Raw genomic sequence first — 15,447 nt, forward strand, 5'->3', positions numbered from 1 at the left:
ACGAAAAGCGGCGGGCGCGAATAAGCAGAAAGGTCCATAATGAATCTCAAAGTTCCGAGCCGGCTCCGCCGCCTGCTTGCCGACTCTGTCGAGTTGCCGCAGTTCAAATTTCCGGTAACCCAGCCGCAAGCACAGCCGGCGCGTCGTCGCGTCTCCACGCGTACGGCGCCCCAGCGGTTGACCGAAATTCTCTGGTTCGGTCGCAATCCAGGCAGCCTGCGCATGCTCGAATACGTACCGCCTGGTATCAAAGGCCCGATGCCACTCGTCGTTGTCCTGCATGGCTGTCATCAGAATGCCGAGGATTTCGATCGATCCAGCGGCTGGACGGCTCTTGCCCGCCAGCATGGATTCGCCGTGCTCTACGCCGAACAGAAGGCATTCAACAATCCCAATCTCTGTTTCAACTGGTTCCGCCCGAGCATGGTAACGCGCGATCGCGGCGAGCTAGGTTCGATCCGCGAGATGATCGATTTCAGTCGCAAGGTGCACGAAATCGACGACAGCAGGATTTTCGTCATGGGCCTCTCGGCCGGTGGCGCGATGGCTGCAGCGCTGCTTGCCACCTATCCGGAACTCTTTGCAGCAGGCGCCATCATCGGCGGCCTGCCTTTCGGCGCCGCCCGCGACGCCATGTCGGCACTGGATGTCATGAAGCGCGGCTCGACGCGCTCGGCCGATAAATGGGGCGAGCTCGTTCGCGAAGCATCTCCCGATGCTACCCGCTTTCCTGTCGTTTCCATCTGGCATGGCGATGCCGATGAAGTTGTTTCCTATGTCAATGCAGAGTCGGCCATAGCACAATGGCTTGCCGTGCGCGAGCGCCCGCGCACCAAGGGCCGCCTGCGTCTGTTCGAAGGCGGCGAGCGCCGCGAATGGCGTGATGACTATGGCAATATGATCCTGGAACTCGTCACCCTGACGGATTTCGGGCACGGTTTCCCGGTCGGTTCGGTCATCGAGGGCAGGGAGCCGGCAAACGACACCGAGCGTTTCATTCTGCCTGCGGCCATCTCCGCGCCGGAACAACTGATCAAAGGCTGGGGGCTGGTCGCCTGAGATTGCCCTCGAAGAGCGGGCTCGCGCTCGCGCCAAGAGTAGTATGAGAGGAAGCTCGGGCGACTACTCATAAGGCGCCGCCAGTCTTGCAATCAATCGTCGTTGGTCGCATTCAGATTTTCGGGCCGAATGCCATCGTTCTCGGCCCAATGCTTGAAACGGATACCGGCGCCGCCGGTTCCGTCACTCCCGCCGGCGAGAAAAATTATGCCGTGGCTCTCCAAGGCGGCACGAACGGCGGCAACCGCCTTCATATCCTTGGAATCGACGTCCATCTCCAACGCTTCGATGGATGAGATCGGAAGCTTGCTCTCATTAGCGAGTGCTTCTGTCGTCAGCCCGAGCATGGCGCGCGCACCGCGCAATTGTGCAGATGTGATCATGACTCAACTCTACTCCATAGGCCCGAGAAGCGGAACCGGTTTCACGCAAAAATCGCGCGCGTCAAAAGCGCGTTGCGCTTTTCTCGGAGTGACGTCTCGCGCTTCAGGTGCCTGATCTTGCGCGAGTGTTCTAAAAGGCTGCGACGTTCTGAGGCCTGATGTCTTCGGGGCTAGCAAGCGGGGCAGGGACGGGATAGCCAAGCAGATCGTAGTAGATCTGTTCCGTGGCGTCGGCCATACCGGCAAGAGTGTAGCCATCCTTGCGGCGACGCGCCTCGGAGGAGAAGTTTGCAAGCAGTCTGGGATCGGCAAGGCGCGTCATGGCGCTGGCGAGCTCCTTCGGGTCATCGCTGTTGGGCACGATGTAGCCGTTCTTGCCATGTTCGAGCACGGTTCGCGCGCCACCGACATCTGCCAGCAGCAGTGGTTTGCCTGCGGCTGCGGCTTCAAGCATCACATAGGACATCGCCTCGTAACGGCTCGGCATGACGACGACATCGAAGGCTTCGATTGCGGTCACTCCGGGTATGCCGCCGTCGATGTAGGCGCGCTTTTCCAGGCCGGCTGTCCTGATCATATCGGTGACGGCGGTCGCAAGCTCCCCAACGCCGATCATAAGCAAATGTGCTTGTGGCAGCGTGCTGGCGATGCGGGTAAATGCCTCGACAAGCCGTTCCGGAGCCTTCTGGCGAGTCATCCGGCCGACGAAGCCGAAGAGCAGAGCGTCCTGAGGGACCCCATACCGCCTACGGATGGCGGCGCGCTGGCTGGTCGGCGGCGAGCCGACGCCGTTGACGACGATGCGCAGCCGTGCCTCGGAGATGCCAAGCGACAAGGCATGGTTATATTCGTCTCGCGATACGCAGATCAGTTGATCCGTCAGCCAGTTGCCGAGCAAGCGCTCGATGCCGCCATAGATCAACCGCCCCTTCGAGCCCAGCGTTGGGTCCATCGTGCGAAATGCGTGCGGGGTATAAAGAACGGGGACGTGCTTTCCAGGCAAGCGCAACCGCGTCAGCGCTCCGGCCTTGGAGCTGTGGCCATGGATCAGATCGAACGGCCCTTGCTCCGTGGCGATTCTGCGTAAATGTCTCCACGCGGTGATATCCCATGGTCCCGGCGCACGTCGCATGGCGACGGGAATGACCCGGTCGAGACCGATGCCTTCCAATTCCCCAACGAAGGCCGCCTCGGCGCGCACGGGCGAATAGACGGCGGTCACCGAATGACCGCGATGCTGCATTGCCCGGCAGAGATCGAGGAAGTGCCGCCCCGAGCCGCCGCCGCTCGGTTCGAGGACCTGCAGCATCGACAGACGCTTGACACTGGTGCGGATATTCAAGGCGCGGCCTCCCTTCCACTCAAGCTACGCTGATACTTTTGCTCAAGGGCGCCGCAGCCCCAGACGATGCCGATCAACATGTAGAAGTGACGCCAGTGATCGGTGTCGATGACGTTGCCGATGCCGACATGGCCGAGAACGACGATCCAGGCGATCATCGCGAAGGGCTGCCAGGGCCGTTCCCTCAAAAGGTTGCGGAAGCCGATATAGATGGTCCAGCAGATCATGCTGACCCAGCAGAAGAACCCGAGCCAGCCATAGGTGGTCAGCGTCTTCAGCCAGGTATTGTGCTCGTCTTCCTCAAACATATGACCGAAGACCAGCGGTCCCATACCGAAAGGCCGCTCCATCGACATCGCAAAGCCGACGCTATGACGCTCAAAACGGCCGAGGTGCCTGCCGTCATAGCTCTGAACGAGTTGCGCGCGGATGGAAAACAGGTCGCTGACCTGCGGAAACTGCAGCGCGATGACAAGCAGCACGACCATGAGGATGATCGCCGCCAGCGCTATAACCAGGATGCGCAGGCGAAACTTGTTGCTGCGATGTTTCAACAGCATGCAGAAGATCAGCATCACCGAGGTGAAGGCAAACAGCCCCCAGGCCGCTCGCGAGAATGAAAGGAAGACCGCAAAAGCGAGAACGAGGAGGCATACGATCCTGATCGGCGCCTTCTTCAGGTCGCCGATCAGCAGCCCATGCATGAGATAGAGGCTGGGCGCCGCCAGATAGGGACCAAAGACGTTCGGATCCTGGAAGGCGCCCATGGCGCGATCGTAGCGTGTGAAAATATCGAAGCCTGGGACGGCGTGGAAATAGCCGAGAATGCCCAGGCTTGCGGTAATCAATGCTGCCACCACCCAGGTATTGAAGATCAGCTTCAGCCGCTTCTGGCTGTCCTCAACGATGGCGGCGTAGAAGACGGAGCTCAAAGCCAGAAAGGTGGAGACGGCAATATAGATCGGGCCGTCGAGATGGTTGCTTGCCGCAAGGTTGCGCATCTGCGTGATCGACAGCATGCCGCCGATGTTGAACGTCAGGAACAGCACCAGAAGCGGCGCGACGCTGCGGGATATCTTCAGCCCGAGAATGAACCACGTGCCGATAAGAAAGGCGAGCCACAGCTCATAGGGCGCGGGTTCCGCGATCACGAAACCCGACATCAACACCCCTATGGCGACGCAGGCCGTACCGACCAGTCGTAATGCCGCAAGCTGCGGCTGCGCAACGCCGGAAGGTGGGAGCTCGATCGCGGTCAATACGCGTTTTCCGTATTGAGCAGGCTGAACGGCGTCTTGAACAGGATCTTGAGATCGAACAGCAGCGACCAGTTCTCGATGTAGTAGAGATCATAGGCCGTGCGGAACTTGATCTTGTCGTCGCTGTCGATCTCGCCGCGCCAGCCGTTGATCTGCGCCCAGCCGGTGACGCCTGGCTTGACGCGATGGCGTGCGAAGTAGCCTTCGACGACATCGGCGTAAGTGCGGTTGTGGCTGGCGGCGAGCACGGCATGCGGCCGCGGGCCGACGAGCGAAAGGCTACCGAGCAACACGTTGAAGAGCTGCGGTAATTCGTCGATCGACGTCCTGCGGATGAAACGTCCGACGGGCGTAACGCGCGGATCGTTCTTGGTGACGGCGTTGCGTGCGGTCGGATCGCTCATATGCGTATACATCGAGCGGAACTTGAAGACGTTGATGATCTCGTTGTTGAAGCCGTGTCGCTTCTGCATGAAGAAGATCGGCCCCTTCGAAGTCACCTTCACGGCAATTGCGGCACCCAGCATGATCGGCCAGAGCAAGGCAAGGGCGAACAGGCTGAAGAAGATGTCGAAGATGCGCTTACCGACGCCGTCCCAATCACGGATCGGCTTGTTGAAGATATCGAGCATCGGCACCGCGCCGACATGCGAGTAGGCGCGCGGCCGAAAACGCAGCTTGTTGGCATGGGCAGCCAAGCGAATATCGACCGGCAGGACCCAGAGCATTTTCAGCAATTGCAGGATGCGATCTTCAGCGCTGCTCGGAAGAGAAATGATCAGCATGTCTACCCGCGCCAGCCGGGCGAACTCGACTAGCTCCGGGACCGTCCCGAGCTTCGGATAGCCGGCGACCATGACCGGCGAACGCTTCTCGCCGCGATCGTCGAAGATGCCGCAAATGCGGATGTCGTTGTCGGGTTGGTGTTCGAGCGCGCGGATGAGTTCCTTGGCCGGCTCGCCACCGCCGACGATGACGGCGCGTCGTTCCATGATACCGTTGCGCGCCCAGTTGCGGATGCCATAGGCGAAAAGGAGCCGGGCCACGAGGAGGAACGCAGCTCCGGCACCCAGCCAGGCGCCGAGGAGGGGCAGGGAATAGATGTTGCCCAGGCCGATAGGAACGAGGGCCAGAGCCATGATGGCGAAGGCGACAATCCAAGGTCCCAAAATCCGGTGAAGGAAGCGATGGGGCGAGCGCAGGATCGGTATCTGATAGGCATCCGCCACCTGCAGGAAGGCGATGGCAAGGCCGCTGACCGCGATCGTCACCGCAGCTCTCGACAGGAAGGGGTGATCGTCGGGAGTCGTGCCGAAAAACAGAAGTGCCAGTCCAACTGCGAGCAGTGACAGAAATTCGAACAGCCGATACTGGCCGATGATAATCGCCGGCGTTTGGTTGGTTTCACGGAACTGCTCGGCAATCTGCCGCGCATAGAGATTGAGTTCACCGTTCGGGCGATCGCTCTGAGACTCTTCGGCACCGCGGGTGCGGATCTCCGAAGCCTGCTTGCGAATATTGTCTAAGTTAAATTGTTCGGACTTTTCGCTAGTGTTCATGGCAACTTATCCGGTCGTTACCGGAAAAGGCCTACCAGATATCAGCTAAGAAACACTTACAACACCTGCTTGTATTCTAGTGTTTGTCACCAGAACCAAGTATATTTTGATACAGCTTCAATGTGTCGCGAGCCATGACCGAGGCTGAAAAATTGAGCCGGATTGTCTCGATATTGGGCATATGGCGGCCGCCCCAGTCCTGTTCGGTGATGGACTCGGCCATGATGCGGGACAGGTCGTCGGCATCTTCGGTGCGAGCGAGTGCGGCGCTGTTTTCTCCGAGGGCTTCAGGGATGCCGCCAACGCGTGAGGCAATCACGGTCTTTCCCGCCGCCAGCGCTTCGAGAACAATATAGGGCATCGCTTCTGCGCGCGAGGGAACGACAACATTTTGCGAGACCGCGAAGGCCTCCTGCACGCGCATGGCCGGCAGCATGCCGATGCGATGGCCAAGGCCGCGTTCGATCATCATCCGGTGGTATTTGTCCCTGTCCGGTCCGTCGCCGATGATCAGCGCGGAGAGAGGCCTGCCGATCCGCCGTTCGGTCTTGGCGAAGGCCTCGATGAACAGGTCGGGACCTTTGAGATCCCGCAGCATGCCGATATAGACAAAATGCACGGAGTCCGATCGTGTCGGGATGGGGCGGAAATCTCGCTCGCTGATGCCGTTGTAGATCAGGACCGATCGTGTCCGCGGCTTACCGATTTTCCTTTCATAGGTGCGCCGCTCGAAGTCGCAGATGAAAATCAAACCATCGGTCAGAAATTCCAGCATTCGTTCAAGGCTATGCACCAGCATGCCCTGCAGCGAGCCGCGCGAAAAGTGCAGGCTGCCGCCATGCGCAGTATAGAGGCGGGCGACGCGATACCTACTAACCCGCAGCAATGAGCCGAGAACGCGCGCAAGCAGGCCGCCCTTGGCGCCGTGCCCGTGCAGCACATCCGGCCGCAAACTCTTGATCTTCTGATAGCTGCTCCAAAGCGTGGGCGCATCGGAGAGGCTGATCTGACGCCGGATCGGTAACCGGACGACGCCGAGCGCGAGAAATGGCGCGATATCGTCGAACAGATGATCCTCGTGTTCTCCGCCGGTCAGGCTGTCGCAAAGGATGCCGACCTCATGTCCCGCCTTGCTTTGTTCCTCCGCCAGATCCCGGACATGGCGAAAGACCCCGCCGACGGGCGATCTGAAACAGTGAAGGATGCGGAGCGGTTTTGCCATGAGTGAGCGCGGTCAGAACAACCGCTCTCTGACATAGATCGTATCGCCAGCGAGCACCGGATCGGAGATACCGACACGGCCCGTCATGACGTGACCGTTGATCTTGCGCGTGACGTCCGCGTTGGATTGATTGGCGCGGCTGCTGAAGCCGCCGGCAACCGCAATGGCATTTTGGACGGTCATGCCCGGTACATAGGAATACTGCCCCGGCTGGCCGACTTCACCCATGATGTAGACCGAACGATAGCGATCGACATCGATTGAGACGTCGGGATCGCGAATATAACCCTGCCGCAGCTTCTGGGCGATCTGCCCGGAGAGCTGCTGCAAGGTCCGACCACGAGCCGTGACCTGACCGATCAGCGGAAACGCAATGTAGCCGGCCTGATCGACCGTATAGGTGTTGCTGAGGCCCGGCTGATCGAACACCGTTACGCGCAGCCTGTCACCACTGTCCAACGTATAGGGCTGGATCGTGGCCTCACTGAACGCCTTCGGCGCAGGCTGATAGGTGTTGCAGCCTGCGAGCGCGACGCTCATGGCTACCATGCCGAGTGCAAGGGCAATCTTTGGCTTTGCGAAGGGCATTTCGCGCTCATTAGAATGGGAGAAGACACTAGCGCCGTTATCAATCCGTTAGGGTTAACGGCCGGTAAAGACCGAAAGAAAAACCAGCAAAAAATTAGCGATGCCAAAAATAACACCGGTGAAATACTATTAACGCTTGGGTTACCATAGTCGTTTACGTTTATCTCCGGCTTTCTATTACGGAGTTTTTGTATATGTCCGGTGTCAACAACACCCAGCAGGATGTAGACATCGATCTTGCGCAGCTTTTTCGCGCCGTCTGGCGACGGCGGCTGCGGGTGGTTGCCATCACCCTTGCGGGTGCCTGTCTGGCGCTCGTCATTGCCAAGGTCGTTTCTCCGGAGTATCGCAGCGAAACTCGCATTCTGATCGAGGCGCGCGCGCCGGCCTTCGCAACCACGACCAGCAACGACGCTGGCTCTGCACCGCTTCTGGACGAACTGAATATTGCCAGCCAGGTTCAGATCCTTCAGTCGGCCGACTTGATCAAGCAGGTTATCGCCAATCTCAAGCTCTACCAGAGCCCGGAATTCGATACGGCCAGCAAAAGTTCAGCGCTCTCCGATATTCTCATCAAGCTGCACCTGAAGCGCCCGCCTGCCGATAAGGCGCCGGAAGAACGGATGTTGGATGCGTTCACCGGGCGGTTGCAAGTCTACCAGATCAACTCGTCGCGGGTGATCGGCATAAGCTTCAGCTCTCGCGATCCTCTTCTTGCAGCCAACGTTCCGAATGCGATCGCACAGGTTTACCTGTCGATGCAGAGTGGCGCCAAGCTCGATTCCAACAGTGAGGCAACCCGCTGGCTGGAACCGGAGATCACCAAGCTGCGCGAGAGGGTCAGCGAAGCTGAAAAGAATGTCGCGGATTACCGATCTGCCAACGGACTTCTGCAGACCAGTCAGAACAGCAACTTCGCCACCCAGCAGCTCTCCGATATTATCACGCAGCTCGCGCAGGTGAGGGCCGACAAGGCCAATGCCGAAGCACGCGCCCAGGCTGTGCGCAATGCGCTCTCGAGCGGTCGCTCCATTGATACGCTTTCCGACGTTTCCGGATCCCAGGCCATTCAGCGGTTGAAGGCGACGGAGTCCACCCTGGAATCGCAGATATCGGATCTCTCCACGACGCTCATGGATGGCCATCCGCGCCTGAAGAGCCTGCGGGCGCAGCTCGCCGATAGCCGCCAGCAAATCAGCCGGGAAACACAGAGGATCCTCGCCAGTATCGACAATGAAGCCAAGCTTGCGCAACTGCGTGAGCAACAATTGGTGGCGCAGTCGAATACGCTCAAGGCCGCAAGCGCCAAGGCAGGGGAGGATGAGGTTGGCCTCAACGCGCTGGAGCGCGAAGCCGCAGCCCAGCGGCAATTGCTGGAGACCTATCTCGCTCGTTACCGCGAGGCTGCTTCCCGCGTTGACAAGAATTCGAGCCCGGCCGATGCCCGTGTCGTCTCGTCGGCGGTGGAGCCGGTCGACCCCGCTTTCCCGAAGGTTGTCCCGATCGTTGTCGTATCCACGCTCGCAACCTTCCTTTTGACCTGTATCGTCATCATGCTGGCTGAACTGTTCAGCGGTCGTGCATTGCGTCCCGTCGGACCGGTTAACCGCGAGCGGAAAGCCGCGGCCAATGCCTCGCAGCCTCCTCAGGCTGATGATGTTGCAGAGATTGTTACGATGAAGCGTGCTGGGGCGCCGGCAAGCATGCTGTCGGTGCCCGCAGACGATATCTTGGCCGGAAAGACGGAAGAGGACATCGCCGATGCGGCTCATAAGCCGAAGGAAACGGTGTCGGCCAAAGAAGACGAAGAGGATTTTTCCATCCAATCCGTTGCCGACTATTTGATCGATAGCGGCTCAAGGCTGGCAATTGCCATATCGCCGACCGGTGACGATGGTTCTACCGCCTCGGTTATGCTGGCACGAACGGTTGCTGATGCGGGACACCGCATCGTGCTGGTCGACATGACGGGAACCGGCTGCCCTTCCAAACTCATGGCAGAGCACGGTGAACTTCCCGGTGTCACCGACCTGCTTTGCGGGGAGGCAGCCTTTGCGGACACGATCCATCCGGATCGGCTTTCCGACGCTCATCTCGTACCGCAAGGCATGAGTGATCTCGGCCGCGCAATGCGCGGAGCGGATCGCCTGTCGCTCATCCTCGATGCGCTCGGTTCGGCCTACGATATTGTTCTGGTGGAATGCGGCGCGGCCGAAGTTTCCGGCGTGGCGCGGCTGACGCGGAGCAAGGATACGGAAATCATTCTCTCCATGCCGCAGCCCGACGAAAAGCAATTCCTTTCGGCGATGACCGAATTCCAGAAGGCCGGCTACGAACACATTATCCTGATGTCGGGATGGCGTGAGGAGCATGATCCGGATACGCGCCGCGACGCCGCCTGATCAATCTTTCTCAGTCGTGTCTGCCCCTGCCGTCGCGGTGCCGTGCCGCGATCGCAGTCTCTGAATGAGGGCATAGACCGCTCGGTTGCTCTTGACGGCCGTCTTTGCGTGCGTGATGCCGCGCTGTATCGTTGCCGCGACATGGCCGACGGCGGAAATGGGCAGCAGCAGGTCGTGCTGCGTAGTTTCCACGGGACACCAGGACCGTTTGTAGAGCTGATCTCCGATACCGAAGTCGAAGAGCGCGACGCCTTCCTTATGCAGCCGCTCTATCATCAGCCAGAACAGCAGCTCACCGGGGCTTGCTTCGGGCACCAGCGTTTCGTCGATCGAGGCGAATTGGCAGATGACGTGATCGCCCTTGCGCGAAAGAGCCGCGATGGCCGGCACATGCCCCTCATGCTCGCCTGTGAGCCGCAGCGCATGCATCTGCAACGTGGCGTCGAGACTGGCGCTCTCCTGTCGGCGCAACAGCTTGTGCAGCGTCGCTTGGGTCGGGGCATCGGCGAAAACATCGGGTAAGCCCGCTTCCTTGAACCGAGTGGCCTTCTGCCGAAAGAACAGATCCAGCAGGGCATGCTGCTGATCCGGCGTAGCAATCACATGTTCATAGCCGCCCTTAGCGTCGAGGATCCGGCTCTGGTGCTTGAACTTCTTGCGCCGCCGCTTGGCGTTGACCTGCTTCAGGCTGGTTTCGAAGCTCTCCAGGAACGGCAACTGGAAGGCGCGATTCTGGTTTTCGACTGCGGGCAGGGAGCCGAGTGGGCTTTTGCGGCCGCGCCATTCGAGCGGGACATTGCGCAGGATGGCAAGATCCGCCTTGCCGCGCAAAGCCGCGACCGTGGCTGCCGTTTGTGCCGGAGTCAGATCGCCATTTGACAGGAACTCTGTAGAGAACAGCCCTGTATTGATGTTGCTGTGCTGTGCACCGATGAATTCCGCCCGCCGAACGCCACGATTACGAATGATCTCCAGCGGCAGGATGAAAGCGGTCCGGCCGCCAATGGAGCCACGAATGATCGCGAGAGGGCGGCGGAATGTTTCAGTCCAAGGCAGGCACCAGTCATAGCTCTGATGCAGAGACGCAAGATTGTCTCGCTCCAACGCGCGCCATTCCGCCTCGAGCGGCGCCATGCTGTCGAAGATTTCGATTTTGAGATCGTCATGCAGCGCCGACCGCCTAAGGACAGCCGCAGCCTGCCCAGTTGCTGTCCGAGCAACGGCGATGCCGGCGATATCTTGCTCCTGCGTCTGCATTCGATCCTTTCCGCATTGGCGGTATTCGAACGCAGTTTCGCGGATAGCGGTTTATCTTTGGCTTAAGATGGCACGATCTGCCCGCACATCCCGTGGATCAGGGTTAGCATTGCGTAAACGGCGGGTATGCATCCGTCATTGCGGCCGCGGTCCAGCCATCCATTTGATGATGCCCATAGCGGGCAGCACCCAGATGGTGCCGCTGAAGAGGAAGTAGAGGAAATGAACCCAGGCTGGTTGATCTCCGAGCGTGCGGACTGCAACGATCATGGCGACGATCGCATAGATTGCAACCAGCAACACAAGCAGGATCATGCCGATGAATTTGCGCAGGCGAAGGGGCACGGGTTGGTTTCTCCTCTCAAGGCGATATGCCGCGACGGCATGCCGCAAACTCCCGGGACTTGTTTTGCACGCCCCTATCGGGCAAATCAACAGCCTGATGGAAGGGAGATGCCATGGCTGCCACTAATTTCACCTCGGAACAGGCTATCATGAAGGAAGTCGTCCGCCAGGGCCGCAATCGCCGGGCCATCCGCCTCTGGCTTGCCTGTGTGCTGCTGGCTCTCTTCGGGCTCGTGCTGGTGGGGGGCGCGACGCGGCTCACTGAATCCGGCCTGTCCATCACGGAATGGCGGCCGATCCATGGCATCATCCCGCCGCTGAACGCGCAGGAATGGCAGGACGAGTTCGATCTCTACAAGCGTATCCCGCAGTTTCAGATCCTCAACAAGGATATGACGGTCGACGAATTCAAGGGAATCTTCTGGTGGGAATGGGCGCATCGGGTGCTTGCACGCGGCATCGGCGTCATCTTCGGCGTGCCGCTGCTGTTCTTCGTGCTGACCGGCCGCGTCGAACGCAGGCTGTGGCTGCCGCTGGGCGGCATTTTTCTCCTTGGCGGGCTGCAGGGCGCAATCGGTTGGTGGATGGTCTACTCGGGTCTGGAGGCACGCACCAATGTCAGCCAGTATCGCCTTGCGATTCATCTCGTCATGGCTTGTCTGATTTTTGCTGCCTGCATGTGGTTCATGCGGGCGCTGTCTCCGCATTCGAACGAGCCGGCGCCGACCCGTTATTCGGCAAAACTGGCCGGCCTCATCGCCATCATGTCTCTGTTCCAGATCTATCTAGGCGCGCTCGTCGCCGGTCTCCATGCCGGCATGAGCTACAATACCTGGCCGCTGATGGACGGCACCATCGTTCCGGATGGCTTGCTCGTGCAGTCGCCGGGCTGGATCAATTTCTTCGAGAATCCGAAAATGGTGCAGTTCGTCCATCGCCTCGGCGCTTATGCGCTCTTCGCAGTCGTGGTCGTCAACATGATCATGTCGTTGCGGGCTGCGCCGCAGACGACGCATGCCCGCCGTTCGGTCGTGCTGTTCGTGCTGGTTCTCATTCAGGCGATTCTCGGCATTACCACGCTGCTGCTGCAGGTGCCGCTGCACCTGGCGCTTGCGCATCAGGCGGGCGCCCTGATCGTCTTCGGCTTTGCAATTGCCAACTGGCGGGGCTTCTATGGCGAGCTGCCGCGCCAGACCTCGATTGTCGTGGGAGATTGAGGCGCACAGCGCCTCAATTCAACCCTTGTCAGCGTGCCGAGGCGACACTTGCCGCCGACGACATCCGCGACACGACCTTCAAGTGCTTGATTTCACCGCGCTTGAAGGCGGCGAGGAAGCGATTGTAGTCTTTGAAGACCACGCAGCCATTCGATTCTGCACGGCCGCCCCTGAGCATGTAGGTGTGAGCCAGCAAGCCATCGCGGCCATAGACGCGACCGCCGCCTGTGGGCGTCAGGCGCAGCGCCCGCACGCCATGGAACAGGCTTTCCCTGTAGGTCAGCTTATAAGTCTCAGGCGGCGTCGGACCGGTGTTCTTGCGGTCGACATAGCGGGGATTGTCGCGCATGTGACCAAGGCCGGAATGCGCCTCGAGGCGTTCGCCGCTGGGAAGGTAGACCGTCTTCGCTTCGATATCGTAGATCGCGGTACCGCTTCCCGGGCTGATGGCGGCAAAGGGATTGATGAAGGGCTTTGCCTTGCGCACAGAGCTGTCGTCCGGATCGGCATAGGCCAGAAGCCGCGCCGGCGGCTGGGCCGGGGTATCCTTGACTGTTGCCTTAGCAATGGCGGCCGTCGCTGGAGTGTTGGGCCGCCGTACATCCTCGTCGCGGGCAGGGCGGGCCATCGGCACAACGGTCAGCACGGTTTGCGTCATGGCGATGTCAGCATCCCTGGCCGGTAGCGGCGTCGCTTCCGCAATGGCCGGCAGGGCTGCAGGCGCTGCCGAAGCAACGGCGATCGGCTGAACGGCCTCCTTTGCGGGGCTTGCTGAGGGGATCGAGGCGGCTGCATATTTCACCTGCGCCAGCGACTGCACCGCGGCGGCAAAGTTGACGGCAATCACCTTACGCAGCCGGTCGAGCGTTTCGGGCGATGCGGCTGCCATTTCGATGCGGCCGCTCTTGATGCTTGCGGCCGCACTTTGCTCCAGCTTGATCTGGGATGCCTGCTGCGTCAAAGCATAGGCCAGTTGCGAACGAATGGCGTCCTTACTGCCAGCATTCGTCTGAACATTAGTCCCCGCGGTGGCAGAGGTCGACCCGGTTGCAGGAGCCGTTGCGGGCACACCGGCGAAGCGGCCTTGTCCGTTCAGCGAGGCAACCTGGCTGGAAAGACGGGCAGGGCGGGCTATCGGGCTCTGGGATACGATGAACGCCGACGCTCGTGGTGTCAGGAAATCGTTTGTCGTTGTTGCCGCGCGAGGGAGCGACAACATCATCGATTGGGTGGTGACCAGCGTCGCGGCGACCCAGGCGAAAGCCACAACGGCGACGCCGGTGGCCAATGTGCCGGGACGGATACTGAGAGATTTTTTCAGTCGCGGGGCGTAGCCAGTGCGCGAATTGAAGTTACCGAAGCCTTCGGTGACAAACGCCATGATACTCGTTATCCAAACTACACAGACACTATGCCGGCTCACAGATACACACGCGCCTCGACGCGGAGTTCGCGTCTGACCACCACATTGCCGACTGTCTGGAAGCATGCCGAATTATGGTAACCAATTCCTTTACGCTGGCTCATTCTTGGATATTCATTGAAAAAAGAGATACGTTTGACGCTCAATTCACCCTGGCCCGTGAAGCCGTTAAACGGCGAATCCGGCCGACAATAGGTCGCGCCGCATCACGGGGGATCAATTCTTCGTGTAGTGGCTGCTAATTTAGCTGGAAGGCAAAATTGTGGCCGGAAAGGCACACGTGCCTAAATTGGCGACAGACGTTAGCTCGACAAAAAGCCCGGCCAATCCAATCCTTCAGGGGAAGATCGACCGGGCTCGCAAACTGTTAGTGTATGTCTTGCGCCTCAGGCGCTCAGCATCAGATCCATATTCTGGACGGCCGCACCCGAGGCGCCTTTGCCGAGATTGTCGAGCAGGGCGACCAGATTGACCTGGGCAGCGCCCGGCGTACCGAAGACGAAAAGCTTCATCGTGTCCTTGCCCGCCAGCTCGACAGCGTCGATCCGAGATAGCGCGCGGCTCTCCTCAAGGGACACGACCTGAACGATATCCTGGCCGGCATAATGGTCGGCGAGCGCTGCGTGGATGCTCTCCAGCGTCGCGCCTTCTGCCAGATCGCCGAGGTGTAGCGGCACCTGCACGATCATGCCCTGTGGGAACCGGCCGACGGACGGCGAGAAGATCGGCGCCCGATCGAGCAGGCCATGCGTCGTCATCTCGGGCACATGCTTGTGGGTCAGCGTCAGACCGTAGAGGAAATGCGGCGCGCTGATGGCGTCCGGGTGATCGGCATTCTCCATCTGGGCGATCATCTGCTTGCCGCCGCCCGTATAACCGGACACGGCATTGACGGTCACGGGGTGGCCAGCCGGAAGGATGCCGGCAGCACGCAGCGGCCGGATGAGGCCGATAGCGCCGGTCGGATAGCAGCCGGGATTGGCAACGAAGCGCGCTGTCTTGATCTTCCTGCCCTGATCGCCGTCCATCTCGGCAAAGCCATAGGCCCAATCAGGATGGATGCGGAAAGCCGTCGAGGTGTCGATGACGCGAACATTATTGTTGCTCGCCACCATTTTCACCGCTTCCTTCGATGCATCGTCAGGAAGGCAGAGAATGGCGATGTCGGCGCTGTTCAGCATATCCTCGCGCATGGCGGCATTGCGGCGCTCGGCTTCCGGAATGGACAGAAGCTCGACGTCGCGGCGGTCGGCCATGCGCGTGCGGATCTGCAAGCCCGTGGTTCCGTGTTCGCCATCGATGAAGATCTTCGGTGCCATGTTATTCCTGCTCTTTCAATAGGTTCAGAGTGTTTCCGGGATCAGTTTGCCATGAAGTTGATTCAATAAGAT

Annotated in this window: 13 protein-coding genes; 3 read left to right on the forward strand and 10 right to left on the reverse strand. The window is 59.9% G+C overall.

The annotated features are described in order from the left end of the window. The first annotated feature begins 39 nt into the window (after nt 1-39). Entirely contained in the window at nt 40-1,059 is a 1,020-nt protein-coding gene (locus GGD46_RS03050) for an alpha/beta hydrolase family esterase (protein WP_184701689.1), read from the forward strand. Nucleotides 1,060-1,151: 92 nt separating this feature from the next. On the opposite strand, the gene GGD46_RS03055 is transcribed toward GGD46_RS03050, so the two are convergent. From GGD46_RS03055 to GGD46_RS03080, 6 genes are all read right to left on the reverse strand, one after another. Then, nucleotides 1,152-1,442, reverse strand: coding sequence for a helix-turn-helix domain-containing protein (locus tag GGD46_RS03055; RefSeq protein ID WP_184701691.1), 291 nt, complete (start codon nt 1,440-1,442; stop codon nt 1,152-1,154). A 130-nt stretch (nt 1,443-1,572) separates the two neighbouring features. Then, a complete protein-coding gene (locus GGD46_RS03060) occupies nt 1,573-2,784 on the reverse strand; it encodes a glycosyltransferase family 4 protein (protein WP_246806185.1) in 1,212 nt (403 codons plus the stop codon). After that, a complete protein-coding gene (locus tag GGD46_RS03065) occupies nt 2,781-4,043 on the reverse strand; it encodes an O-antigen ligase (RefSeq protein WP_184701693.1) in 1,263 nt (420 codons plus the stop codon). The genes GGD46_RS03060 and GGD46_RS03065 overlap by 4 nt, the downstream gene beginning before the upstream one ends. Further along, entirely contained in the window at nt 4,040-5,602 is a 1,563-nt protein-coding gene (locus GGD46_RS03070) for an undecaprenyl-phosphate glucose phosphotransferase (RefSeq protein ID WP_184701700.1), read from the reverse strand. Before GGD46_RS03070 ends, GGD46_RS03065 begins: the two co-directional genes overlap by 4 nt. Nucleotides 5,603-5,678: 76 nt before the next feature. After that, on the reverse strand, nt 5,679-6,824 hold the full coding sequence (locus tag GGD46_RS03075; protein WP_184701702.1) for a glycosyltransferase family 4 protein: 1,146 nt from the start codon (nt 6,822-6,824) through the stop codon (nt 5,679-5,681). Nucleotides 6,825-6,836: 12 nt separating this feature from the next. Beyond that, the gene (locus GGD46_RS03080; protein ID WP_184701704.1) at nt 6,837-7,412 is read right to left on the reverse strand and encodes a polysaccharide biosynthesis/export family protein; all 576 of its coding nucleotides are present in this window, start codon (nt 7,410-7,412) and stop codon (nt 6,837-6,839) included. 194 nt (nt 7,413-7,606) lie between these two features. Here GGD46_RS03080 and GGD46_RS03085 point away from each other — a divergent pair, with 194 nt between their 5' ends. After that, on the forward strand, nt 7,607-9,814 hold the full coding sequence (locus tag GGD46_RS03085; protein ID WP_184701706.1) for a GumC family protein: 2,208 nt from the start codon (nt 7,607-7,609) through the stop codon (nt 9,812-9,814). Here the strand turns inward: GGD46_RS03085 and GGD46_RS03090 are convergent, their stop codons facing one another. Both GGD46_RS03090 and GGD46_RS03095 read right to left on the reverse strand, forming a co-directional pair. Beyond that, on the reverse strand, nt 9,815-11,071 hold the full coding sequence (locus tag GGD46_RS03090; protein ID WP_184701708.1) for a GNAT family N-acetyltransferase: 1,257 nt from the start codon (nt 11,069-11,071) through the stop codon (nt 9,815-9,817). Nucleotides 11,072-11,206: 135 nt separating this feature from the next. After that, on the reverse strand, nt 11,207-11,416 hold the full coding sequence (locus tag GGD46_RS03095) for a DUF2842 domain-containing protein (protein WP_184701710.1): 210 nt from the start codon (nt 11,414-11,416) through the stop codon (nt 11,207-11,209). 113 nt (nt 11,417-11,529) lie between these two features. Between GGD46_RS03095 and GGD46_RS03100 the strand changes: the two genes are divergently transcribed. Next, entirely contained in the window at nt 11,530-12,633 is a 1,104-nt protein-coding gene (locus tag GGD46_RS03100; protein ID WP_184701712.1) for a COX15/CtaA family protein, read from the forward strand. 28 nt (nt 12,634-12,661) lie between these two features. On the opposite strand, the gene GGD46_RS03105 is transcribed toward GGD46_RS03100, so the two are convergent. Both GGD46_RS03105 and argC read right to left on the reverse strand, forming a co-directional pair. Continuing rightward, on the reverse strand, nt 12,662-14,014 hold the full coding sequence (locus GGD46_RS03105) for a tlde1 domain-containing protein (RefSeq protein ID WP_246806186.1): 1,353 nt from the start codon (nt 14,012-14,014) through the stop codon (nt 12,662-12,664). A gap of 428 nt (nt 14,015-14,442) precedes the next feature. Further along, on the reverse strand, nt 14,443-15,375 hold the full coding sequence (gene argC, locus GGD46_RS03110; RefSeq protein WP_184701716.1) for an N-acetyl-gamma-glutamyl-phosphate reductase: 933 nt from the start codon (nt 15,373-15,375) through the stop codon (nt 14,443-14,445). Nucleotides 15,376-15,447 lie beyond the last annotated feature (72 nt).

This window comes from Martinezella lusitana, assembly GCF_014207095.1.
GTDB classification, from domain to species: Bacteria; Pseudomonadota; Alphaproteobacteria; order Rhizobiales; family Rhizobiaceae; genus Rhizobium; species Rhizobium lusitanum_B.